Origin of the sequence: Paraburkholderia sp. (assembly GCF_028283785.1) — a bacterium.
GTDB lineage: Bacteria > Pseudomonadota > Gammaproteobacteria > Burkholderiales > Burkholderiaceae > Paraburkholderia.
The window spans coordinates 464,140-489,063 of the sequence record NZ_JAPWKB010000019.1; the positions used below are offsets into that span (position 1 = coordinate 464,140).

The window sequence follows — 24,924 nt, forward strand, 5'->3', positions numbered from 1 at the left end:
AGACCCATTTTCGCCACGTCATTTGCACGCCTTCTCGACGGTTCCGACGCTCCGATAGACCTGGAATTTTGCGCGCGTGATCAGACCGGCGCATGCCAGGAAAATGGGTGTTGTGACCGACGGAGTGCAGAGAGCGAATAGCGCCAAAAAGAAAAGACGGGGCTGTGCCCGTCGGCTGTCGCGGAGCGAACAGCCGGAACTAATGACTGCCTTGTCACCAGGTCTTGTGGTGCGGCAACTCAAATCGTGCGCGGTCCACTACCCGTTCTGGAAGGAAGCCACTCGCTACGGAGCGCGAGGTAAACGCGCTTTCTTTTGCCTACTTTTCTTTGCGCGAGCAAAGAAAAGTAGGTGCGGTCCCGCACAGGGACGATCCAGGCAGACCACCGCGAAACCGGGACAACCAAACACAAACCAGGGCAGGCCAGCGCGAAACCGGGACAACCGCCAGAACCCAAACCAATCCCAACCCAACCCCAAACCCCTCACCAACTCCTCCGCCCCCGATTCCGAACAAGCGAACCCACCAAAGCCACAAACCCAACCCCAAACGCAACCAGCGCCCACGCCGGCAACGACAACCCGAAAATCGGCGGATAAGGCGTCTCACACAAGCCCGCGACCTTGAACACCCCCGGCAACCATTGCGCCGGCGGCAAACTGTCCACCACCGGTTGCAACGCATCGAACCCGCAGCTAAACCCCGGATGCGCCAGCACATAAACATGCCGCGCCGCCGCGACGATGCCGCCCAGCGCGGACAGCGCCGCCAGCACTTCCAGCAACCGCACGCTGCCCCAACGCTTGAAGCGCGAGCCGAGAAACGCAAAGATCGCGATCAGCAGGAAGAAATAGCGCTGAATAATGCACAGCGGACACGGGTCCTCGTGCTCCACGTACTGCATGTACAACGCGCCGCCAACCAGCGCGAGGCAGATCAAACCGAGTAAAACCAGCAGGGAACGCTCCCGGCGCAACAAGGCGGTGTCGTTATTCATGGATCGTGTGGTCACTCACTGAAAACCAAAGGCTTCGTACTTGAAGGCGTTGCATACGCAGAACGCCGGTAAAGCCGAAGGCAGGTGCCCGCGATTCTAGCGCGAACACCTGGCATTTCGCTGACGTCCGGCTGACACGCAAGCGTCACGCGTCGTCCATCAACGAAGCGGATTCAACACCGCTTCGACGCTGCGCCCAAGCGCCAGCAACGCGTCGTCGGCATGGGGTGCGGCGGCCAGCATCAGCCCGACCGGCGCGTCGCCGCGTCGGTGGCATGGCAGCGACAGCGCGCATGCATCGAGGAAATTGAACACGCCAGGATTGCGCAGAATCAACGCGTTGGTGCGCCCGAATGCGTCGTCGTCGGTGATCAGGTCGGCGACGCGCGGCGGTACGACCGGCACGGTCGGGGCAATCACCGCGTCGAAACGCTGCCACAACTCCACCCGCGCGGTGTCGAGCATCGCGCGCCGTGCGTCGATCAGATCCAGATAGTCGGCGGCACTGGCGGGCTGACCCTTCAGGATCCGCACCAGCACGCGCGGATCGTAAACGTCGCGATGCGCGTCCAGCAACGGTCGATGCCATGCATAGGCTTCGATCGGCGCAAAACCGAAACGGTTGATTTCGCCCAGACGATCGAGCGGCGCGAAACGCACTTCGCTGACGATCGCGCCTGCCGCTTCCAGGTGCTTCAGCGCAGCATCGATCGCGCTGGCGACCGCCGGTTCGACACCGTCCGTCACGTAATTCGTCAACACGCCGAGCCGCACGCCTTTGAGCGGCCGCGCGGCCGGCACGACCGGCGGCAGTCCGGCAAGAATCCGGTCGACCAGTGCGCAACACGCAACCGATACGCCGATCGGTCCGAACGAATCGAGCGTCGTCGACAGCGGCACGCCGCCTGTTTTCGGCACGCGAGCGGCGGTCGGCTTGAAGCCGGTCAGGCCGCACAGCGCGGCCGGAATGCGCAGCGAGCCGCCGGTGTCGGTGCCGAGCGCCACGGCGGCCATGCCGTCCGACACCGACACCGCCGCGCCCGACGACGAGCCCCCCGAAATCCGTTCGTCGCCTTTCACATGACGCTGGTACGGCGACAACGGATGTCCGTAATGCGGATTCAGCCCGAGTCCGGAAAACGCGAACTCGCTCATATTGGTTCGCCCGACGATCACCGCGCCCGCGCGCTTCAGTCGCGCGACGGCGACGGCGTCGGTCGTCGCGGGCGGCGCGTCGGCCAGCACGACGGAACCGGCGCGGGTCGGCTGGCCCTCGATATCGAACAGGTCCTTCACCGAGACCGGAATGCCCGCGAGCGGCGACAGCACCGTGCCGCTCGCGCGCAACGCATCGTGCGCGTCGGCGGCGGCGCGGGCGTTGTTCGCATCCACGTGGATAAACGCGGTGGACCCTTGTCCGGCAGGATCGGCGATCCGCTCGAGCGCGGTTTCGACCAGCGCGCGACTGGTGGTGCGACCGGCGGCCAGCTCGGCGGCGAGATGGGCCAGCGGCGGGAACGGCAGGGCGTCAGGCGGAATGAAATTAGCGGAATTCGGCGTTGTCATGGCAATGGCGTGGCGGTTCAGATCCGGTTGAAAAGCGTCGCGCGGAACGCTTCGATATGGCGCTGCACCGACTGCCGCGCGCCGTCGGCGTCACGTTCGCGCAGCAGGCGGAACAGGTCGAGATGTTCGTCGTGTACGTCTTCCAGATGATGCGGTTCGGAAAGCGAGATAAACCAGAAGCGGAGCGAGCGCTCGTGCAATCCTCGCAGGATCTCGGCGAGCACGGCGTTTCGCGATGCGGTGGAAATTGCCAGATGAAAATCGCGGTCGATCTCCATCATGCGCTCCACGTCGTGCGTGGCGACGCAAGCGGCGGAGCGTTCGAGCAGCGCTTCCATTGTCGCGAAGTCGTGCGGCTGCGCATGACGCGCGGCCAGTTCGACGCAGTAGCTCTCGTTAATCAGCCGCACCTCGATGATCGCCAGCACGTCGTCGAGCGACACGGGGCGCACCATCACGCCCTTGCGCGGCATGATCGTCAGCATCCCCTCGTGTACCAGCCGATGCAGCGCCTGATGCACCGGCGTGCGCCCAATGCCCGTCAGCGTCATCAATTCGGCTTCGTTGAGCGCTTCGCCCGGTCGCAGGCGCATTGTGATGATTTCACGCTTGACGAACTCGTACGCCTGGTCGGCGAGACTCGCGGTATTCGGCCGGACCGCGCCCGGCGAGCGGGAAGTCTGCGAAAGCGTCATGAACGAAGTGATAAGCGGCTGCCGTTGGATCGGGCGTCGTCTGGAAATATCCGGAAAATATTATGGTGATATTTCACAGGGGTCCAGTGTTTCAAAATATGGACGCAACGCCCGTCTGCGTTAAGATTGGCTTTCATTTGTCTTTCTTGAAAAGGTACGCGCGCATGCATCAGGGAATCGGCTTCATTCAGGATCTGGCGGTGGTGATGGCCATTGCGGGCATCGTCACCGTGCTGTTTCATCGCCTGAAGCAGCCGGTGGTGTTGGGCTATATCGCCGCGGGCGTGATCATCGGGCCGTACACGCCGCCGTTCCAGCTGATCCATGACGAGCAGACCATTCAAACGCTGGGTGAACTCGGCGTCGTGTTCCTGATGTTTTCGCTCGGGCTGGAATTTAGCTTGCGCAAGCTTTTCCAGGTCGGCGCGACCGCAATCGTCGCGGCTTTGTCGGAGATCGTGCTGATGCTGTGGATCGGCTACGAGATCGGCAGCGCGTTCGGCTGGAAACCGATGGACTCGCTGTTCCTCGGCGCAATCCTCGCCATTTCGTCCACCACGATCATCGTCAAGGCACTGTCCGAACTTGGGCTTAAAAAGGAAAACTTCGCGCAACTGGTGTTCGGCATTCTGATCGTCGAGGACATTCTCGGCATCGCGATGCTGGTGCTGCTGTCGGGCATTGCGCAAAGCGGCACGCTGAGCGCGGGCCTCGCGTTCGGCACGCTCGCCAAGCTGCTGCTGTTTATGACGGTGTCGCTGGTCGTCGGGATTCTGCTGGTGCCGCGCGCGCTGAACTACGTCGCGAAGTCGAAGAGCGACGAGATGCTGTTGGTGTCGGTGCTTGGCTTCTGCTTCGGCTTTTGCCTGCTGGTCGTGAAGCTCGACTACAGCATCGCGCTCGGCGCGTTCCTGATCGGCGCGATCATGGCCGAATCCCGGCATCTGCACCGGATCGAACATCTGATCGCGCCGTTGCGCGATGCGTTCTCCGCGATCTTTTTCGTGACCATCGGTCTGATGCTCGACCCGCGCGTGCTGACGGGCTACGCGTGGCCGATCGCGGTGATCACGGTGGCGGTGATCGTCGGCAAGATCGTGTCGTGCGGACTCGGCACCTTCCTCGCGGGCAAGGACGGCCGCACGGCGATGCGCGTCGGCATGACGGTGTCGCAGATCGGCGAGTTCTCGTTCATCATCGCGTCGCTCGGCCTTACGCTGAACGTGACGAGCGCGTTTCTGTATCCGGTCGCGGTCGCCGTGTCGGCACTGACGACGCTGTTCACGCCGTATCTGATCCGCGCCGCCGATCCTCTAACGCGCCGTCTGGGTCACGCGATGCCGCCGTCGGTGGCGAACGTCTTCGGCCTGTACGGACAATGGCTCGCGAGCTTGCGTCCGGAAACCGGCGAGCCGACCGTGTTCAGCCTGACGCGGCGCATTGTTTTGCAGATCGCGATCAACCTCGCGCTGGTCGCGGCGATCTTCATCGGCGTGTCGTACGGTGCGCGATATGCGAGCGCTTTCCTGCCGCCGTGGCTTCAGGCCGATCCGATTCAACGCGTGGTGCTGTGGAGCGCCGCGCTGCTGGTGTCGTTGCCGTTTCTGGTGGCGGTCTATCGCAAGACGCAGTCGCTTGCGCTGTTTGCTGGCCGAGATCAGCGTGCAGCCGGCGCGGGCAGGGCGGTTTACCCAACCGTTGCGTTACGCGATTGCCGACGTGGTGCCGGTCGTGTCGATGATCGGCGTTTTCCTGCTGGTCGCGGCGCTGTCGGGCGGGATCTTGCCGCCGGCCGGGCTGCTGGTCGCGGTGCTGGTCTGCGCGGCGTTGCTGGTGACGCTGCTGTGGCGCTGGTGCGTGAAGATTCATGCGGCGATGCAGATCGCATTGCGCGAGACCTTCGACGAGCGCCCCGATCCATGACCGGAACCGGGTTCCCGAACGATCGACTGACAATGTGAGCAATTGTGTGCGGGTTTGCCGCACATCGCCCGCTGGCGGATAATGGGTCCATGTCCATTCGTTCGCGTGCAAGGCGCCTGTCCAACAGTCATGAGCGAAAACAAGCCACCGCATCCCGCCGGCACACCCGGCGCATCCACCCCGCCTGACCAGGCCGCGGGCACCCCGAAGTCCGATCCCACGGCCGGTGCCGCGAGTCGCGTGCCACCTTCAGGGCCGGCCGCCGCTTCGAGCACCAGTTCCGCGACACCCATTTCTCACGAAGACGCGATCCAGTCGCCGGTCAAAGACGTGCCGCCCGCTGGCGCGCCGTCTGCCGGAGACGAAGAGGCGGTTGCGCGTTCTTCCACCGACGATCCGCAAAGCGCATCGACTGTGACGCCGGCAGATCCGGTCGAGGCGCAGAAGCGCGACGCCGCCGAAGCGCGCGCGTCGGCGGCGCAGTCCACGGCGAAGCAGGAAGCGTCCGCGCAGGCGGGCCGCGCGAAGTCGTCGGCGCAAGCGTCCGCGACGACGATCGAGGCCGCACCCGCGTCGGCATCCGCGCGAACCATCGAAGCGGCCCGCTCCCCTGCCTCCACCATCGAAGACGTGGTCGCCACCGATCTTCCGGTTGCCGGTCACAAGCCGCCGGCGGAAACGGCGAAGTCGACCGGCACGCCACCGCCGGGGTTTGGCGCGGCGCCGGATTTCGGCGCGTCCAATCCGCCACCGGCCAGCGCGTTGCCGCCCGCTGCGCCGAAGTATCTGAAGCACAACGATTCCGCGTGGTCGGTGTTCGGGCGGATCATCGCGGCGCGCGCACGTCAGCTGTTCGATCGTGCCGGTCAGCGGATCACGCAGCGCACGCTGCGCATCGGCGTGTCGGCGCGGATCTTTCACCCGGAACCGGGCGCCAAGGGCTTGCGCGGCAAGACCCTGCAGTATCTGGAAGAGTCGATCGCGCATTGGGTGATGTCGCGCGACGTGCTCGTCTTCATGATTCCGACGGTCGGTCACCAAGGGATGCTGCATCCGAGCAATATCCGTTTGCGCGATTACGCGAAGCATCTCGACGGGCTGCTGCTGCAAGGCGGCGCCGACGTGTCGCCGCAGTCGTACGCCGAAGCGGCCACGAGTCACGAGTGGCCGGGCGATCGCGTGCGGGATATGTACGAACTGGAGTTGCTGCATGAGTTCGTCGAGTCGGGCAAACCGGTGCTCGGCGTGTGTCGCGGCTGCCAACTGATCAACGTCGCGTTCGGCGGCACGCTGTATCAGGACATCGCCACCGACGTCCCGACCGCGGGCATCCACGTCAACGAGCAATACGATCAGCATCGTCACGGTATCCATTTCCCGGACGGCTCGACGCTCGCCAACATGTTCCCCGGCCGTCGCGACGCGATCGTCAACTCGATCCACCATCAGGCCGTGAAAACGCTGGGCCGCGATCTGAACATCGAAGCGGTGTCCGCTACTGATGGCATCATCGAAGCCATTCGTTATCGACGCGCGCCGTTCGTGATGGGCGTGCAGTGGCATCCGGAGTTTCATCGCGCGGGCGGTGCCGAATTGCTCGATTGCACGCCGTTGCTCGATACGTTTTTGCGCGTCGCACGCGAAACTCGCTTTTGAAATGCGCGTCGTGTTCTGGTGCCGGTCAGACGTCGAAAAAAGCCCCGCTTCGAGCGGGGCTTTTTTTATTTTGAGCGTCGTTCGAAACGTTATTGATAGACGCTGACGAATATTAAAAATGTGAAGGATCGGCATGCATAAAGTCCGCTGATCTGCGGCTGATGCTGACGCGTGAAAAGCCTGCTTTCGATGCGTTTTTTTCATAAGCATTATTTCATTCGTGTTCGCGGAATCATCCTTTGTTGCAGTAGTTTTATTGAGAAGAAACCCATCCCGCCGATCGAATTCATCTTGAATTAAAGTGTGCTCGTATGACACTTGAAGTGCTTCGCGCAGCGCTGAATCCGGGCGATAATCTGTGGTTATTTTTGGATTCGCATGGAGCATGCACGTATGAAGTACCCCTTATCTTTGCAACGCGCATTGCTGCTTGCGACCACTTGCATTCTGGTGCAGCAAAGCGGTCACGCACTGGCGCAAGATAGCGCCGATTCCGCGCCGATGGTCGGCACGCGGCCAGCCATGAGCGCGCTGACGCCGCAACCGGTCACGGCCGCGCTGCGTGACCAGACCGGCGCGCCGAATGCCGAAACGCAAGGCACCGTGGCCGAGTTGATGCAGATGATCCGCGACGGCAAGCTGAGCGAATTGCGCACCACGTATAACGGCAGCTACGGCGCGAGCCTGTTTTTCTATGCGCAAGACATGACGTACTACGTTGCGCTATTTCAGGACAAACATTTCTGGCGGGTGATCAAGACGCAAGATTCGGGTCGTGCCGACGCGTTGTATGCAAACTTCGTCCAGCAGACTGCGCAACTCGCCGATGTCGAGATTCGTCGCACGCAATTGCAGGCGCAAAAGGCCTATATACAAGATGTGATTGCGTTGTCCGAAGATCGCGCGCGTCGTTTGCAGGCTGACCTCGACGTGGCGCGCGCCCAGCAGGCACGCGTCAACGAATATCAGCGGCAAACGCAAGACGAGGCTGTCGCATTGCGGGCGGAGAAAGAGAAGGCGCAGGCGCAGTTGCGTCAGTTGCAGAACGAGGTGATGCAATTACAGCGACAAACCGAATCCGGATTGCCGGCGTCGAAATAAGCGATGTGATTCGAATGCGGTGACAACGAAAAAGCCCGGCAATTGCCGGGCTTTTTTTATTGCTGTTCGCGATGCGTGGACGATTGTTATCGCGAGAACTGGTCTGGCACGTCGGTCACGCGACGATGCGTCATGTGATTCATCCATTCGCCCGAACCGGCGCTTTCTGCGGGCGCGGTGCTGCGAACCGGCGCGGATTCGATGCCACGTAGATGTGTGCCGGCTGACGTCGTCACCGACGCGTATTCGTCGATGCCGAGCGGCGGCGGGGTGAACGGAGAGTAAGCGCCAGCGGCCGACACGCGCGCGGCGCTGCTGGCAGCGTGCCGCGCAGCCGACGCGACGCTGCCAGGTTGTGCGATCTCGAGTGCAGCTTGCGCCGCGCGATGATGTTCGCGACTCAGACGGTTCGCCGCGCGAAGTTCGTCGCGTGCTTCGTTCGATTCGGTTTCGGCGTAAGACAGCGCGCGGCGGTTTTGCGACGAAGAGGCCGACGGTTCCACTCGCGCCGTGGTGTTCGACGGGCGATGCGCGTTGGCTTTCCCAGCGTGATTTTGTGCAGAAGCCGCCGCCTGCTGAGCGGACGCGGCGTTGGCGCTGGCAACGGATACCGGTTGCTTGCGCTCGGCAACGCGCGCGGTGGTGATGGACGGAGAGTTTTCGACGGTCGCCGATGTGTCGGCGCGCGTGTTCGCTCGATCGCGGGAAAGGGTGTTGGGCTTCGGCGCGTTGCTCGTTGCTACCGCCGCCGCTGCCATCGGTGAGGCAGGCGTATGCGCAGACGCACGTTTCGAGTCGACGACGCGATCTGCGGCACCTTTCGATTCGAGCACCGGCGCGTGCTGGGGCATGGGCCGTTCGTAAGCGAGCCACGCGAGGATCGCCGCCGCGCCACCTAATGCCGCCGCGCCGCCGGCGCGCTTGCCCCAATGCCGCGTGGGCTTGCTCAAGCCGATTTGCGTCGTTCCGACCGAACGGTTCGCGCCGAAAGCTGCGGGTTCGCGATGAGCTTTCGCCGCAACGCCGACGGCACTTTCACCCGCAGCCGCGAATGCCGTCTGCGAGCGCCGCGCCGATTCCCGCTGAGGTTCCCAGCGGCACCACGAGCGGATCGATTCAGGATTCAGGCAGAAGGTGCGCAAGACTGCCGCATATAGCGCCTTGATTTCGCGCCGCAAGCTATAGCTCGGCGGAAGCAGCGCCCACTCATGCCCGAACGGTTTGGGCACGCGGTTCAATGGACGCAGCAGCGGCAGTGACGTCGCGCCTTCGATCAAGGTAAGGGGAATCGTAATGGACATCTTTCTTCGCAACGCCTGGTGAAGGGTCTGTGGCCTCGGGGCGTTGCCTGCAAGCTACCGGGCGCAACGCGCGGCGAAGAAATACGCCGATCGACACGCGGGTTCAAACTGAACGCTCGCATCGCTGTGAAGCCATTTGGGATGCAAACGATGATGCCAGGAAAGGGCGCGACGAAGGTTCGGATTGATCCGAAAAGGTCTGCGGAAATGACGCGCGACAAACACGCGACATACCCGCATCGCCCAAAAACCACCCATTCACCCAGCCCGTGCCGCGTCGAGCCGATATACGTAGCGAAGCGCCGTCACGTCGATGCCGCCCATCGAATCCGGTTCCTTGCCGTCGAGTCGCCAGCCTTGATGCTCGTAAAAGCGGATTGCGGGATCGTTGCCTTCGAGCACATACAGATAGAGCTGGTATTCACCTTGCTCACGGGTCCATTGCATGGCGGCGCGCATCAGCAGTTTGCCGACGCCGATGCCCTGAAAGCCGGGCAACGCGTGCAGATTGTCGAGCAACACGCCCCATGGCGATTCCGGCTGCCGTTCGACGCAGACAAAGCCGATCGGCTCGCGTTCCTGTTCGGCGATCTGCACGACGCGGCGCTCGGCGCCCGGCGCGACCAGACGCGCCTGCCACCACGCGGCGCGCTCGTGGGTCACGTCGTTGTCGAGAAACGCGTCGGGGAGCAGTCCGCGGTAAGCGGCTTGCCAACTGGTCGCGTGAATCGACGCGATCAGGCTGGCGTCGTCGGGGGTGGCGGGACGCAGCGAAAGAGCGCGAGCGGTGTGCATCGAAGTGGTTTATCCGGATGACGGGCTAAAAGTGTACTGCGTCGGCGCGGCCCGGGCGAGGCTGGCGCACGTCCCGTCGAAGGTCCGATTCGTCGGTTTTTTGCGGACATTCCGGGCTCGCTGCGCAAGCGTCGCCGAGGCGGTAACATCGCGCATGGCTGCGACAATATGTAGCTGGAAGTTCGATTCTGTAAGGCGGTATCGCGTAAACCCTGATATGTCTGCGGCGCTCCGGGATCGACAATGCGGCGCCCGTTGTCCGCGACAGAAAGTCGCGGGAGCGGCGTCCGTTTGCCGAGGCTGCGGAGAGTTGTCAACTGCCTGATTCGCCGGCACCGGTTCGGCGGCGGCCACAATACGAGAATGTCATGTCAACAGCGTCTGTATCACACGCATCTCAAGAAGAGTCCAAGGTCCGCACGGTTTTCCGTGTGGTCAGCGGCAACTTCCTGGAAATGTACGACTTCATGGTCTACGGCTATTACGCATCCGCGATCGCCAAGACCTATTTTCCGAGCGGTAACGAATTCGCATCGTTGATGCTGTCGCTGTCGGTGTTCGGCGCGGGTTTCCTGATGCGTCCGCTGGGCGCGATCGTGCTCGGCGCCTATATCGACCACCACGGCCGACGCAAGGGCCTGATCCTGACGCTCGGCCTGATGGCGCTCGGCACGCTGACGGTGGCCGCGATTCCGGGCTACGCGACGATCGGCGTGCTCGCGCCGGTGCTCGTGCTGCTCGGACGGTTGCTGCAAGGTTTTTCGGCGGGTGTCGAACTGGGCGGCGTGTCGGTCTATCTGTCGGAAATCGCCACCAAGGGCAACAAGGGCTTCTATTGCTCGTGGCAGTCGGGTAGCCAGCAGGTCGCGGTGGTGTTCGCGGCGCTGATCGGCGTGGTGCTGAACCGGATGTTGCCAGCTGACCAGATGACCGCCTGGGGCTGGCGCGTGCCGTTCCTGATCGGCTGCCTGATCGTGCCGTTCCTGTTCCTGATCCGCCGTTCGTTGCAGGAAACCGAGGAATTCAAGGCGCGCAAGCATCGTCCGGGAATGGGCGAAATCATGCGGTCGATGGTGTCGAACTGGGGCGTCGTGCTGGGCGGCATGGGCATGGTCATCATGACCACGGTGTCGTTCTACATGATCACCGCGTACACGCCGACCTTCGGCAAGGAAGTGCTGAAGTTGTCGTCGATCGACACGCTGGTCGTGACGGTCTGTATCGGTTTGTCGAATCTGGTCTGGCTGCCGCTGGCGGGTGCGATTTCGGACCGCATCGGACGTCGTCCGGTGTTGCTGACGCTGACGATCCTCACCATTTTGACGTCGTATCCGGCGGTGCAGTGGCTGGTCGCGGAGCCGTCGTTCGTGCGTCTGCTCGAAGTCGAATTGTGGCTGTCGTTCCTGTACGGCAGCTACAACGGCGCAATGGTCGTCGCGCTGACCGAAATCATGCCGGTGGAAGTGCGCACCGCGGGCTTCTCGCTCGCGTACAGCCTTGCGACGACGATCGGCGGTTTCACGCCGGCCATCTCGACGCTGCTGATCCACTCGACCGGCAACAAGGCTGCACCGGGCCTGTGGATGGGCGCAGCGGCGATCTGTGGTCTGATCGCGACGCTGGTGCTGTATCGCACGCCGGAGGCGCGCAACCAGTATCGCGCGGCCTGACGCTGGGCGCGAGGTTCGGGTCGGCGTTTCGATCCGGCAAAGAAAAACCCCGCATTCGCGGGGTTTTTTTATGGGCGGCGGGTTTCTGACCGTGGACCGCGCCGCGTTCAGCGCAACGCGTCGGCGACGGTTTGCACGACGTCGTCCCACGCGCCCGCTTCCGGTTGACGCACCAGCGTGGCGTGCGGATACCACGGACTTTGATCGTTGCCCGTGAACCAGCGCCAGTCGGCGGAGAACGGCAGCATCACCCACAGCGGCTTGCCGAGCGAGCCGGCCAGGTGGGCGATCGACGTATCGATCGACACGACCGCGTCGAGCCGTTCGACGATGGCGGCGGTATCCGCGAAATCCTGGATCTTCGTGTCGAAACGATGGATCGAGCGGGCGCGCGGATGGGCGTCGAGCGCAACGCGTTCGGCGTCGCTCAGATCCGGTTGCAGCACGATCCAGTCGATTCCGTCGAGCGCGAACAGCGGATCGAGCGCGGCGAGCGGCATCGAGCGGGTTTCGTTGCGGTGAATCCGTCCCGACCACGCGAGTCCGATCTTGCGCTTCGCGTGTCCGCCGATCGAGCCGCGCCATTTCCGGCGGTACACGGGCGGCGCGCCCAGTTGCAGCCGCCGCGAAGGCGCGGGAATCGCATCGAAGCGGGTGCCGAGCACGAGCGGCAAGCTCAGCAACGGAATCTGCAGATCCGCCGACGGCCGCGCCGTGCCTTGCGCGATCACCGTCACGCGCGACGCGGCGGCCGAACTGGCGAGCGCCGGTTGCAGCAGCGGCAGCAACGCCGGCTGCACTTCGACGATCACCCGCGCTGCACGTTCGGCCGCGAACGGCACGAAGCGGATAAATTGCAGCGTGTCGCCGAGACCTTGTTCCGCGTGAATAAACAGCGTGCGGGCGTCGATCGGCTCGCCGTGCCAGCGCGGCAACGTGTGGATCGCCGCCAGCGCGGCTGCGCCCGCCGCGGTTCCGTCCGTGGCCGGTTCCGCTGACAGCGCCGATTGCGCCGCGACTTGCAGGCGCCATTCGTATTCCGGCAAACCGCGCGTGAAATCGCCGAGCGTCAGCCATGCGATCGCGCGATTCAGATGCGCGGACGCGAGGTCCGGGCGCAGGCGCAACGCCTGATCGAAGGCGCGGACGGCGGCGGCGTGCGCGTTCAGCGCGACGTGGATCGCGCCGAGCGTCATCCATGCCGGCGCGAATTGCGGATCGAGACCGATCGCGCGTTCCAGATGCGGTTTGGCTTGCGCGTGACGTTGCAGCGCGACCAGCGCATTACCGAGACCGAACAGCACCGGCGGCAGATTCGGTTGCACGGCCATCACGCCGCGATACGCGTCGACGGCTTCTTCGTGTTGACCGGTTGCGTCGAGCGTATTGGCGAGATTGAATTGCGCGGCGCAAAAACCCGGCTGCGCGGCCAGCGCGGCGCGGAAATGGCCGATCGCTTCGTCGACGTTGCCGAGCGCGTTCAGCGCCATGCCGAGGTTGTTGTGCGCGCCCGCGTGTCCGGGCCGCAGTTGCAACACGCGATGAAACGACGCGATCGCGTCGCGATGACGGCCGAGCGCGTGCAACGCGTTGCCGAGATTGTTGTGCGCGGAAGCGTCTTCCGGCTGCAACTGCAGCGAGCGGCTGAATGCGTCGGCGGCGTCTTCGTGACGGCCGGACGCCGCGTAGGCGTTGCCGAGGTTGTAATGCGCGAGCGGGAAAGTCGGCGCGAGGGTCAGCGCGTTGCGAAAGCGTTCGATCGCGCCGTCGAGCTGGCCCATCGCGCGCAACGCGTTGCCGAGATTCAGTTGCAGCGCCGCATCTTCCGGACGCAGATGCGCGGCGCGGCCGACCAGGTCGGCGGCTTCGGCGTGCTGGCCTTGCTGATGACGCAGCACGCCCAGCAGATGCAATGCATCGACGTGCGCGGGATCGACGTCCAGCGCGGCGCGATAGCCTCGCTCGGCGTCGTCGAGGCGGCCGTCACGATGCGCTGCGAAAGCGCGGTCAAAAACAGGTTCCATCACAGGGGCCAAGGCTTGAAAATCGGGCAACGGCGCATTTTCCCACACTCGGGCGCGGGTTCCGTCATTTCCACGGCCACGGCCTCAAGCGGGACCACGGCGACGGCCACCCGGCTCACGGCCGCGCGTTCGCCATCGCGCCGCGCCGATGCCGCAGTGCCGCGTGAACGACGTGGCCGACGGCGTACACTAGACGGCATTGTCGTCCCCGGAGTGATGCATGGCTGACGCCTCATTCGATGCCGCGCCGGTGCTGATTGTCGGTGCCGGCCCGACCGGACTCGCCGCCGCGATGAGTCTCGCGCGCGCCCACATTCCCGTGCGCCTGATCGACAAGGCGCCGCACCCCGACCCGCATTCGCGCGCCATCGGCATTCAGGCGCGCACGCTCGAACTCTTCGAACAGCACCGGATCGTCGAGCCGTTTCTCGCGCTAGGGCATCGGGCGCGCGCCGCCAATCTCTATTCGAACGGCCAGCGTCTGACCCGGCTCGATTTCGATCCGCTGCAAACCCGCTATCCGTACATGCTGTTTCTGGAGCAGTCCGTCACCGAGCGGCTGCTGACCGAGCATCTCGCGACGCTCGGCGTGACGGTCGAGCGCGGTATCGAGATGACGATGTTCTCGCAAGGATCGGCGGGCTTGAACGTGACGCTGCGGAGTCTGGACGGCCACACGCAGACCATGCATCCGCCGTATCTGATCGCCGCCGACGGCGCGCATAGCGCGATCCGGCATCGGCTCGGAATGAACTTCTCGGGCAAGACGTTCGAGCAGACCTTTCTGCTGGCCGACCTGCACGCGGACACCCCGTGGAGCGACGACGAGTTCCATCTGTTCGCATCCGGCGAAGGTCTCGCGGCGCTGTTTCCGATGGGGCACGGCCGGCATCGGCTGATCGCCGATCATCCGGCGCAGGCGCCCAATATCGAGCCGCCGCCGACGGCCGACCCGGCCGTCAAACCGACGCCGTCGCTGATCGAATGCGAGGCGCTGATCAAGCGACGCATTCATCATCCGGTGACGGTGTCGGATCTCACGTGGTCGAGCTACTTTCGGCTCAATAGCCGGATGGTCGAGCAGTTGCGCCGCGAGCGCGTGTTCCTGGCCGGCGACGCCGCGCACGTGCACAGTCCGGCGGGCGCGCAAGGGATGAACACCGGCATCCAGGAAGCGTTCAATCTCGGCTGGAAACTGGCGCGCGTGATGCGTGGCGATGCGCCCGACCGCCTGCTCGATACCTATCACGTCGAACGCCATCCGATCGAACGCGACGTGTTGCGGCAAAGCAGTTTCGTCACGCATCTCGCGGAAGCCGATCACGGTCCGCTGAAGCTGCTGCGCGATCGGGTGATGCCGGTGCTGGCGTCGCTCGGGCCGTTACGCGATGCCGCACGGCTGACCGTCAGCGAACTGTCCATCCAGTACCGGCGCAGCCCGCTGACGCTCGAACGCGTGCTCGACGGTGGTCCGCGCGCGGGCGAGCGCGCGCCCGATGCGCTGGTCCATGTGATCGACGGGCCGCTGGGACGTGCGCCGGGCGTCGGCTGCATTTTCGATCTGCACGATCCGGGCTACTTCTCGCTGTTCGTACTGAGCCCGGCCGTGAATCCGGACGAAGCGCCGAACGATCCGGCCGCGGACCGTCGCGCGCCGCCCGATCCGGATATAGACCGGCTGGTTGCTGCGATCGATCCGCTGCTGTCCGGCGCCGTGCGGATCTGGCGCGTGACGGACACGACCGGCGAGGGCGGTCCGTCGCTCAGTGAATCGTATGGACGCACCCGTCCTGCGTTTTACCTTGTGCGGCCGGATGGCTATATCGCGGTCAGGGGCCGGCCGGCGTCGGATCTGATCGCGCTGCAACGCCACTGCGAGTCGTGGTTCGCGAAAAATCCGATCCCGGCGCAGGCGACCGGCTGAGCGCACGTCGTCGGCAACGGCCTGTCAGGCCACCGCCGCCGCCGGCATCAACATCTCGCGGTGAGCGCTCAGCGTCTCGCGGACGATCGGCGTCATCGGCACGTTGAGCGCCTCCGGCGCGACATCGAGCGTATTCAGCAGCGCGCGCCGCATCCGGGGTTCCCAGAAGCGCTTGATGTGATCCGCGATGCCCGCGAGCGCTTCGTCGTGATCCGGCATCGACGCGAAAAAATCGCCGATCCGGTTCGCCATGTCGATCAGGTTGTCGTCGTTCATGTCTATCCCCGTTGCATCACTTTCCGGACGTGGTCGCGAGTTCGCGCTTCTTCAGATGCTCGAGCTGCTCCGCGTTGAATTGTGAGTAGTCTTGCTGCCATTGCGACGGTTGCTCGACCGGCATCACCTGAACCGCCGTCACCTTGTATTCCGGACAGTTGGTGGCCCAGTCGGAGCTGTCCGTGGTGATCACGTTCGCACCGGATTCGGGGAAGTGGAACGTCGTATAGACGACGCCCGGCTGCATCCGCTCGCTGATCTTCGCGCGCAACACGGTTTGTCCCGCGCGCGATTCGATGCCCACCCAGTCGTCCATATTGATGCCGCGTTCCTCGGCGTCGTGCGGATGGATCTCCAGACGATCCTCGTCGTGCCAGCGCGAGTTTTCGGTTCGACGCGTCTGCGCCCCGACGTTGTACTGCGACAGGATGCGGCCCGTCGTCAGCAGCAGCGGATATTTGCGCGTGACCTTTTCCGGCGACGCAATGAACTTCGTGATCACGAACTTGCCCTTGCCCCGCACGAAACCGTCGATATGCATGGTCGGCGTGCCTTCTGGCGCAGCGTCGTTGCACGGCCACTGGATGCTGCCCAACCGGTCGAGCTTCGCGTACGACACACCGTGGAAGCTCGGCGTCAGTCGCGCGATTTCGTCCATGATCTGCGACGGATGCGTGTAGTCCATCTCGTAACCGAGCGCGCCCGACAGCAGCATCGTCACCTGCCAGTCGGCATAGCCCGGCACCGGCGGCATCACCTTGCGCACGCGCGAAATGCGGCGCTCGGCATTCGTGAACGTGCCGTCCTTTTCGAGGAAGGTCGTGCCCGGCAGCAGCACGTGTGCGTACTTGGCGGTTTCGTTCAGGAAAATATCCTGCACGACGATACATTCCATCGCCGACAACGCCGCTGCGACGTGATGCGTATTCGGGTCCGACTGAACGATGTCCTCGCCCTGGCAATATAGACCCATGAAGGTGCCGTGCGTGGCCGCGTCGAACATGTTCGGAATGCGCAAGCCCGGCTCCGGTTGCAGCGTGACGTTCCATGCCTCTTCGAACAGCGCACGCGTCGTCGCGTCGCTGACGTGCCGGTAACCCGGCAGTTCGTGCGGGAACGAGCCCATGTCGCACGAGCCTTGCACGTTGTTCTGGCCGCGCAACGGATTCACGCCGACGCCTTCGCGGCCGACGTTGCCGGTCGCCATCGCCAGATTCGCGATACCCATCACGGTGGTCGAACCTTGCGCGTGCTCGGTGACGCCGAGGCCGTAGTAGATCGCGGCGTTGCCGCCGGTGGCGAACAGACGCGCGGCTTCGCGGACCGTTTCGGCGGGAACGCCGGTCATGTTCGCGGTGGCTTCGGGCGCGTTTTCCGGCAGCGCCACGAAGTCGCGCCATTGTTCGAATGCGCGTGCTTCACAACGTTCGTCGATGAAATCCTGCTGCAGCAAGCCTTCGGTGACGATCACGTGCGCGAGTGCGTTGACCATCGCGACGTTGGTGCCGGGGCGCAGTTGCAGATGATGCGAGGCCTTCACGTGCGCGGTATCGACGATGTCGATCTTGCGCGGATCGACGACGATCAGCTTGGCGCCCTGACGGACGCGACGCTTCAGACGCGAGCCGAACACCGGATGGCCGTCGGTCGGATTCGCGCCGATCACCATGATCACGTCGCTCTTGTCGACCGACGCAAAGGTCTGCGTACCCGCCGATTCGCCAAGCGTCGTCTTCAATCCGTAGCCGGTCGGCGAGTGGCACACGCGTGCGCAGGTATCGACGTTGTTGTTGCCGAACGCGGCGCGCACCAGCTTTTGCACGAGATAGGTTTCCTCGTTCGTGCAACGCGACGACGTAATGCCGCCGATCGAATCGCGGCCGTGCTTCGCCTGGATCCGGCGGAATTCCGACGCCGCATACGAGATCGCTTCTTCCCAGCTCACTTCTTTCCACGGGTCGGTGATCTTCGCGCGGATCATCGGCTTCGTGATGCGATCCTTGTGGGTCGCGTAGCCCCATGCAAAACGGCCTTTCACGCAGGCGTGGCCTTCGTTGGCCTGACCGTTCTTGTACGGCACCATCCGCACGACCTCGTTGCCCTTCATTTCCGCCTTGAACGCGCAGCCGACGCCGCAATACGCGCAGGTGGTGACCTTCGAATGTTCGGGCTGACCGAGCATCACGACGGTCTTTTCCTGCAGCGTGGCCGTCGGGCAAGCCGCGACGCATGCGCCGCACGACACGCATTCCGATTCCATGAACGGCACGTTCTCGCTCGCGGCGACGCGCGACTCGAAGCCGCGACCGGTGATCGTCAGCGCGAACGTTCCTTGGGTTTCTTCGCACGCGCGCACGCAGCGGTTGCAGACGATGCACTTCGACGCGTCGTACGTGAAATACGGATTCGATTCGTCCTTCTTGTCCTTCAGGTGATTCTTGCCGTCGAAGCCGTAACGCACTTCACGCAAGCCGGTCACGCCCGCCATATCCTGCAGTTCGCAGTCGCCGTTGGCGGGACAGGTCAGGCAGTCGAGCGGGTGATCGGAGATATACAGCTCCATCACGTTGCGCCGCAGCGATTGCAGCTTGTCGCTTTGCGTGCGGACTTTCATGCCCGCTTCGACGGGCGTCGTGCACGACGCCGGATAACCGCGCCGGCCTTCGATCTCGACCAGACACAGACGGCACGAACCGAACGGTTCGAGCGAATCGGTCGCGCACAGCTTCGGCACGTTGACGCCGGCTTCGATCGCCGCGCGCATCACCGACGTGCCGGCCGGCACCGTGACCGCCTGACCGTCGATGTCGAGCGTGACGTCGATGTCGGCGTGACGCAGCGGCGTGCCGTAATCGGTGTCGTCGAACGGATCGAAACGCTTGCGGCTTTGCGTCGGATCCTGCGATTGACGCGCCTGCGACTTGCACGCGCAATTGCCCGAGCCGCAGCCGCCGGAAGAAGGATTCATTGCATCTGACATGATGTGTGGCTCCGTCACGCGGCCGCTTGCGGCTGCACGGTTTCGAGACCGAAGTCTTCGGGAAAATGGTCGAGCGCGGACATCACCGGGAACGGCGTCATGCCGCCCATCGCGCACAGGGATCCGGACACCATCGTGTCGCAGAGATCGCGCAGCAGTTGCACCTGACGCGTCGACGTATCGCCGTTGCGGATGCGCTGGATCACTTCGACGCCGCGCGTCGAGCCGATCCGGCAGGGTGTGCATTTGCCGCACGATTCGAGCGCGCAGAAGTGCATTGCGTATTGCGCGAGGTCGGCGAGATTCGACGTGTCGTCATGCACGACCAGGCCGCCATGCCCGACCACCGCGCCCACCTTCGCATACGCTTCGTAATCCATCGGAATGTCCCACTGACTTTCCGGCAGATACGTGCCGAGCGGGCCGCCGACCTGCACGGCACGCGCCGGACGGCCGCTTGCCGTGCCGCCGCCGTAGTCGTACAGCAGTTCGCGCAGCGTCACGCCGAACGCGAGTTCGACGAGGCCGCCGAACTTGATATTGCCGGCGAGCTGGAACGGCAAGGTGCCGCGCGAGCGTCCCATCCCGAAGTCTTTGTAGAACGCGGCGCCCTTCGCGAAGATGATCGGCACCGTGGCGAGCGTGATCACGTTATTGATCACGGTAGGCTGGCCGAACAGACCGACCAGCGCCGGAACCGGCGGCTTCGCGCGGACGATGCCGCGTTTGCCTTCAAGCGATTCGAGCAGCGCGGTTTCCTCGCCGCAGACATACGCGCCCGCCCCCTTGGCCACGAACAGCTCGAAGCGATGCGCGGAACCGAGCACGCTGTCGCCGAGCCAGCCGGCGGCGCGTGCGTTCTCGATCGCGGCTTCGAGCATCGTGATCGCATGCGGATATTCGCTGCGCACGTAGATATGGCCGATCGTCGCGCCCGTCACGATGCCCGCGATGATCATCCCTTCGATCAGCACGTACGGATCGCTTTCCATCACGAGGCGATCGGAGAACGTGCCGGAATCGCCTTCGTCCGCATTGCAGACGATGTACTTCTGTTGCGCGACCGCGCCGCGCACGGTCTTCCATTTGATCCCGGCCGGGAATGCCGCGCCGCCGCGTCCGCGCAAACCGGATTCGATCAATGCCGCGCAGGCCGCGTCGCCGTCGGTGTTGAGCGCCATGTAGAGGCCGCGCAAACCGTCGTTCGCGATGTAGTCCTTGATCGACAGCGGATCGGTGATGCCGATTCGCGCGAAGGTCAGACGCTGCTGTTTCTTCAGATACGGAATCTCGTCGACGATGCCGACGTGGCTCGGATGCGAAGCGTTGCCGTCGAGAAAGCCTGCGTCGAACAGCGCGGCGACATCCGTATCTTCGACATTCGAATAACCGACGCGACCGTTCGCGGTCGCCACTTCGACCAGCGGTTCGAGCCACAGCAAACCGCGCGAGCCGTTGCGCACGATCTCGACTTCCAGACCACGGCGTGCCGCTTCGCGTTCGACCGCTTCGGCGAGTGCATCCGCGCCGAGCGCGAGCGCCGATGAATCGCGGGGAATATAGAGTCGCGTCATGCCGTCACCTCCACGCATTTGAGCGCGGCGGCGAGCAGCGCATCGAACTTCACCGGCGTGACTTTGGCGTGCAGCGTGCCGTTGATCGTCATCGCGGGTGACAGCGCGCACTGGCCGAGACAGAACACCGATTGCAACTCGACGGCGTCGTCGTGCGTGGCAGCGTGCGCGTGATCCTGCACATGCGCCTGGGCGTGCGGATGGGCGGCATCGAAGCGGCAACCGGTGCGCGCCTCGATATGTTGCGCGAGTGCTTCGGTGCCCATGCTGCGGCAGGCCTCCGCGCGGCACAGCTGCACCGTGACGGGCGCAGCCGGTTCGGTACGAAAGTGGTGATAGTAGGTGATGACCCCGTGGACTTCCGCGCGCGACAGATTCATCGTCTTCGCGAGCGGCGCGACCGTGCCGGGCGGAACGTAGCCGAGTTCATCCTGAATGCCGTGCAACACGGCAAGCAGCGACCGGCCAGGTTGTGCATGACGCTCGACCAGCGCGGCCGGTTCGAGGCGGTTTGTCTCTTCCACAGTGGGGCCTCCTTCGAAGTCCGAATATGCACTTGTTATTCATAAAGTGCGCATCTATGCTTCGTTTGTTTGATTTGATATCCGAACGATAGGCGGCACGTCAGCCGCGTGCAATAGGAAATAACAGCACATATATGATCAGGATTGGATGCCATGCGAGGCTGATCGTGGAGGGGGAAGACGGCCGGGAGGTAAGCCTGACGGACGTTGTGCCGTTACTCTCGCTCGTCGACGAATCCGGCAGCATCGCGCAGGCGGCGATGCTTAAGGGTTTGTCCTACCGCCACGCGTGGGGTTTGCTGCGCAGCGTCGAAGAACGCCTGGGCGGTGCGCTGATCGACAAAGAACGCGGACGCGGATCGGTGCTGTCGGATCTCGGGCAAGCGGTATTGCGTGCGCATCGTCTGTGCGGCGAGCGGCTCGACGGCAACATGCAGGCGCTGGCAAGCGAAGTGGCGAGCGACCTGAACCGATGGCTCACACCACCCGCCGACGACGTGCGGATTCACGCGTCGCATGGTTACGCGGTGGCGGCGCTGGTGACGTCGCTGGTAGCCGATGAAGTGCCGGTGGATATCAAGTATCGCGACAGCGCGGAAGCGGTGACGGCACTCGCGCGCGGTGAGTGCGATCTGGCCGGTTTTCATGTGCCGCGCGGCGCGTTTCGCGCGGTGTGCGCGGACGCTTACCGTCGCTGGCTCGATCCGCAACGTCATGTGCTCGTGCATCTGACGCGGCGCAAGCAGGGGCTGTTTCTCGCGAAGGGCAACCCGAAGCGGATCGCCGGATTGCGCGACCTCGCGCGCGACGACATTCGCTTCGTCAACCGCCAACCGGGATCGGGCACGCGGATGTTGCTCGACCTCGCGCTGCGCGAGATCGGTATCGACCCGGATCGCGTCAACGGGTATTCGTCCACCGAACTCACGCATTCGGCGATTGCCGCGTTCGTCGCAAGCGGAATGGCGGACGTGGGTTTCGGCGTCGAACCGGCTGCGCATCACTTCGGTCTCGACTTCATACCGGTCGTGGAAGAGGACTATTTCTTCGCATGCGATCGCGCGCGACTCGAACGTGTGCCGCTGACCACAGTGCTGGCATTGCTGCGCAGCAATGCGTATCGCGAAGGCGTGGATCGGCTCGACGGCTACGATCCGCGCGACTGCGGCAAGCTGTTCGACCTCGACGAAGGTCTGGCCGCGACGGCGGACTAGCAGGGTCTGGTTTTCGGCTGGGGCGCGGGGTTGGACGGCGCGCTATACCCCGGCTCGACCCGTAAGCCACCGTAACACGTTGGACGTGTGTTGCAATGCGTCGCGCCGCGGTTTGCGATACTCTCTAGCCTTCCGTTTGACCGTCCGGTTTTCGCCTTAACTGCGCACAGCCCGCGCCCCCGATCGACATGAAATATCTGGTTCACGCATGTACTGCCGCCGCGTTGCTCGCGACGATGCCCGCCGCTTTTGCACAAAACTCGCCGGGCGTGCCGGGCGGCATTCTGCAAGATCAATTCCGTCTTGCCGAGCATCCCCAAATGCCGTTCGCGGCGTCCGCGCCGTCGAACAAATATCAGTCCGACAAAAAATCGCAGATGCGCAAGCGCGGCGACAACGGCGATCCGAACGGCTGCAACCTGCAATGCCCGCAAGATAACTAAGACTGTCCCGCTGGTTTGACGCACGCGCTGGTCCACGCGCCGCTTTTGCCTCAGGCAAAAGCGGCGCGTGTCGTTATGGGTGCCGTCGCGCGGTGATCGGGTTCACGTAGCGCTTATGGTTTCGCCGTGTGCCACATGTCCTTGAAGCCGTCGCCGCTGGTTTGACCCGGCTGCGTATCCGATTTGTAGCGATACAGCGGATGACCCTTGTACGCCCATTGCTGTTTGCCGTCGGCGGTGGGGACCATGCTCCAGTCGCCCGACGCTTTGTCGCCCGGGCCGGCCAGCGCGGCGGGCCAGTAAGTCATGCAGCCACCCGTGCAGGCGCTGGCGCCCGGCGTGGTGTCTTTGTCGAAGGTGTAGAGCGTCATGCCGTCCGCGGTGACGAATCGTCCGTCCATGGCCTTCGGCGGATCGGCGAGCGCGCTGTGCTGGAATGTCAGCAGCGTGAGCGTGGAGAGGCAGAGGAGAGTCTTGCGCATGGTGCGGGCTCCTGGTAGACAGCGTTCGGTTTAGGTTGGGCAGCGCGGGCAATCCGTGCGCCGCCGTTGCGCGTGCCGAGTCTAAACGGTCAGTTTCCTCGCTTTATTCCCTTCCAGGCTGTGCGGGAGAACCCGAATCACCGGCGACTGTCCGGTTTCTGGTTCGCGCGCGTTTTATTCGATCGGTTTAATCCTTTTCTAATTGGCTTCGTGAATTTTCGTATTGCGCGATGGATTAATCCTGGCTCTGTGAAAGAGAGCATTACCTGAGTATTTTATATGGCTGATTCGACGATCGGTTCATTTACTTGTGTGAGATAAAGCTCGCCAGCCGACGTTTTGTACGTGAAAGACGGTCGGCGCTCGCCAGCCTGCGAATGCCCGTCATGTCATTAATTTGTAAGGTATTTATCTTATTCGAATGTCTGATTAATTCGAGAGGGGCGCGTTGTAACCGCGTGGGTTGGTTAAATAAGACGGGTTGTAAAATAAAGCAAAAATTTTCGTACCAAAAAAACCCGCTGATAAGATCCGCTTCGCTTCACGATACAAGCAGTTTTCTCGTGGGCTAACTTTATTTCTTAATTCAAAAAGGTAATTGAAATGCAAAAGATCGATCGCAATGAATTGGCTAAATCCGCTGTCGCAGGCGGCTGCTGCAAGTGCTCGTCGTCGCCGGCACCGGTGAAGGCGGCTGCCGCTCCGGTTGCTCGCGCGTAATCAGGCGAGCGTGCCGGGACGGTCCGTTTATGGGCTGTCCCGGCACGCACTACACGGAGTCGAACATGCAATCGTGGGCCGTGGCGTCCAGCATGCTGAAAGCGCTGCGCAACCGGATTGCGTTCGTCAGGCAGCACGTGCAATGCGCGTTGATCGCGCGTATGCCGGCTTCGGCGATCGAACCGTTGTCCACCGCCGTCTGGCGCATGCGCAGCCTCGTCAATGCCCGTACGCGCTGGCATGGCGCCGCGCGCTGTGAGATCGCGCGGGAGGTGTTGAAGCTCTCCGGGCTCGAACCCGGCCGCATCGCGGCGGGCAGCTTGCGCGAAAGTCTGATCGACCGGCGCATCTATTTCGGCCGGCTGTCGCGCGGCAGCGAGACGTGGCCCGATCTGCGCGATGTCGCCCTGGCACTGGCGGACCGAATCCGGCAACTGCAGGCCACCGCGCCGGGTCGGCCGGTCATCGTGTCGCCGTTTCACTATGTGTCGCAATACGCGAATATTTATGTCATCGACGAGCTGCGGGCGCTGCTCGGGCTCGAGTCGATCGCGGTGGTATCCGGTGTGCCGCGCGATATGTATGGCAACGACCACGCGCTGATTCCCGGCGTCAACGTGCTCTACACCTATGGCGACGACGACCGTAACGGTCTCGGCTTGCGGGTGGCGCGCGCGTTGAGACGCACCGGCGTCGCGGTGCTGTTTGCCGACGTGCCGCCGTTCGCGTTGCACCGTTATCCGATGGAAACGGTGAGCGTGTCGCTGTTCGGTCGCAACGCGCGCATCCATAACGGCGTGTTCCGGCTGGGCGCACCGTATGACGCACTGCTGTTGCCGTTCTATCTGCGGTTCCAGCGCGGCCGTTTCAGCGCCGAGCTGTTCGAGCCGTTGCCGCTGGCGCAGCCCGATGCACCGCAACATCTGGCGAACTGCATCGAGGCAGCGGTGACCGACAACTATGCCGACTGGCTGGTCGCCGGACATCCGTCGATGTACGCGTTCGCACCCGTTCGCTAGCTATTTTTCCCGCGCGCCCGCACACCTCGCCGTGCGGCA

18 protein-coding genes and 1 pseudogene are annotated in these 24,924 nt (G+C 63.6%); 8 read left to right on the forward strand and 11 right to left on the reverse strand.

The annotated features are described in order from the left end of the window. Window positions 1-485: 485 nt before the first annotated feature. The 3 genes from PW947_RS24390 to PW947_RS24400 all read right to left on the reverse strand — a co-directional run bounded on the left by PW947_RS24390 (window position 486) and on the right by PW947_RS24400 (window position 3,259). Window positions 486-998: a disulfide bond formation protein B gene (locus PW947_RS24390; RefSeq protein WP_299634967.1), complete on the reverse strand. Its 513-nt coding sequence runs from the start codon at window positions 996-998 to the stop codon at window positions 486-488. Window positions 999-1,157: 159 nt separating this feature from the next. After that, window positions 1,158-2,564, reverse strand: coding sequence for an amidase (locus PW947_RS24395; RefSeq protein ID WP_299634968.1), 1,407 nt, complete (start codon window positions 2,562-2,564; stop codon window positions 1,158-1,160). A gap of 17 nt (window positions 2,565-2,581) precedes the next feature. Continuing rightward, window positions 2,582-3,259 carry a GntR family transcriptional regulator gene (locus PW947_RS24400; RefSeq protein WP_299634969.1) on the reverse strand — a complete coding sequence of 226 codons (678 nt, stop codon included), beginning with the start codon at window positions 3,257-3,259 and terminating at the stop codon, window positions 2,582-2,584. Window positions 3,260-3,423: 164 nt separating this feature from the next. Here PW947_RS24400 and PW947_RS24405 point away from each other — a divergent pair. From PW947_RS24405 to PW947_RS24415, 3 genes and pseudogenes are all read left to right on the forward strand, one after another. Next, a pseudogene (locus PW947_RS24405) lies at window positions 3,424-5,182 on the forward strand (cation:proton antiporter). Window positions 5,183-5,311: 129 nt separating this feature from the next. Then, a complete protein-coding gene (locus tag PW947_RS24410; RefSeq protein ID WP_299634970.1) occupies window positions 5,312-6,838 on the forward strand; it encodes a gamma-glutamyl-gamma-aminobutyrate hydrolase family protein in 1,527 nt (508 codons plus the stop codon). Between the two features lie 393 nt (window positions 6,839-7,231). Beyond that, on the forward strand, window positions 7,232-7,939 hold the full coding sequence (locus PW947_RS24415) for a DUF2968 domain-containing protein (protein WP_299634971.1): 708 nt from the start codon (window positions 7,232-7,234) through the stop codon (window positions 7,937-7,939). A gap of 86 nt (window positions 7,940-8,025) precedes the next feature. On the opposite strand, the gene PW947_RS24420 is transcribed toward PW947_RS24415, so the two are convergent. Beyond that, window positions 8,026-9,240: a hypothetical protein gene (locus tag PW947_RS24420; RefSeq protein WP_299634972.1), complete on the reverse strand. Its 1,215-nt coding sequence runs from the start codon at window positions 9,238-9,240 to the stop codon at window positions 8,026-8,028. A gap of 258 nt (window positions 9,241-9,498) precedes the next feature. Beyond that, window positions 9,499-10,035 carry a GNAT family N-acetyltransferase gene (locus PW947_RS24425; protein WP_299634973.1) on the reverse strand — a complete coding sequence of 179 codons (537 nt, stop codon included), beginning with the start codon at window positions 10,033-10,035 and terminating at the stop codon, window positions 9,499-9,501. A gap of 368 nt (window positions 10,036-10,403) precedes the next feature. Between PW947_RS24425 and PW947_RS24430 the strand changes: the two genes are divergently transcribed. Beyond that, on the forward strand, window positions 10,404-11,705 hold the full coding sequence (locus tag PW947_RS24430; protein WP_299634974.1) for an MFS transporter: 1,302 nt from the start codon (window positions 10,404-10,406) through the stop codon (window positions 11,703-11,705). Between the two features lie 107 nt (window positions 11,706-11,812). Here PW947_RS24430 and PW947_RS24435 read toward each other — a convergent pair whose 3' ends face one another. Continuing rightward, complete coding sequence (locus tag PW947_RS24435; protein WP_299634975.1) at window positions 11,813-13,729, reverse strand: tetratricopeptide repeat protein; 1,917 nt, start codon at window positions 13,727-13,729, stop codon at window positions 11,813-11,815. A gap of 220 nt (window positions 13,730-13,949) precedes the next feature. Between PW947_RS24435 and PW947_RS24440 the strand changes: the two genes are divergently transcribed. After that, a complete protein-coding gene (locus tag PW947_RS24440) occupies window positions 13,950-15,653 on the forward strand; it encodes an FAD-dependent monooxygenase (RefSeq protein WP_299634976.1) in 1,704 nt (567 codons plus the stop codon). 24 nt (window positions 15,654-15,677) lie between these two features. Here PW947_RS24440 and PW947_RS24445 read toward each other — a convergent pair whose 3' ends face one another. From PW947_RS24445 to PW947_RS24460, 4 genes are read right to left on the reverse strand one after another with little or no spacing between them, the layout of a single operon-like run. Further along, a complete protein-coding gene (locus tag PW947_RS24445; protein ID WP_299634977.1) occupies window positions 15,678-15,929 on the reverse strand; it encodes a formate dehydrogenase subunit delta in 252 nt (83 codons plus the stop codon). A 16-nt stretch (window positions 15,930-15,945) separates the two neighbouring features. Beyond that, window positions 15,946-18,909: a formate dehydrogenase subunit alpha gene (gene fdhF / locus PW947_RS24450; RefSeq protein ID WP_299634978.1), complete on the reverse strand. Its 2,964-nt coding sequence runs from the start codon at window positions 18,907-18,909 to the stop codon at window positions 15,946-15,948. A gap of 14 nt (window positions 18,910-18,923) precedes the next feature. After that, window positions 18,924-20,483: a formate dehydrogenase beta subunit gene (locus tag PW947_RS24455; RefSeq protein WP_299634979.1), complete on the reverse strand. Its 1,560-nt coding sequence runs from the start codon at window positions 20,481-20,483 to the stop codon at window positions 18,924-18,926. Continuing rightward, a complete protein-coding gene (locus PW947_RS24460) occupies window positions 20,480-21,007 on the reverse strand; it encodes an NAD(P)H-dependent oxidoreductase subunit E (RefSeq protein WP_299634980.1) in 528 nt (175 codons plus the stop codon). Before PW947_RS24460 ends, PW947_RS24455 begins: the two co-directional genes overlap by 4 nt. Before the next feature lie 134 nt (window positions 21,008-21,141). Between PW947_RS24460 and PW947_RS24465 the strand changes: the two genes are divergently transcribed. Then, window positions 21,142-22,221 carry a substrate-binding domain-containing protein gene (locus tag PW947_RS24465; protein ID WP_299634981.1) on the forward strand — a complete coding sequence of 360 codons (1,080 nt, stop codon included), beginning with the start codon at window positions 21,142-21,144 and terminating at the stop codon, window positions 22,219-22,221. A gap of 188 nt (window positions 22,222-22,409) precedes the next feature. Then, a complete protein-coding gene (locus tag PW947_RS24470; RefSeq protein ID WP_299634982.1) occupies window positions 22,410-22,664 on the forward strand; it encodes a hypothetical protein in 255 nt (84 codons plus the stop codon). Window positions 22,665-22,777: 113 nt separating this feature from the next. Here PW947_RS24470 and PW947_RS24475 read toward each other — a convergent pair whose 3' ends face one another. Then, window positions 22,778-23,146, reverse strand: coding sequence for a hypothetical protein (locus PW947_RS24475; protein ID WP_299634983.1), 369 nt, complete (start codon window positions 23,144-23,146; stop codon window positions 22,778-22,780). 785 nt (window positions 23,147-23,931) lie between these two features. On the opposite strand from PW947_RS24475, the gene PW947_RS24480 reads away from it, so the two are divergent. Beyond that, window positions 23,932-24,885, forward strand: a complete 954-nt coding sequence (locus PW947_RS24480; protein ID WP_299634984.1) for a hypothetical protein — start codon at window positions 23,932-23,934, stop codon at window positions 24,883-24,885. Window positions 24,886-24,924 lie beyond the last annotated feature (39 nt).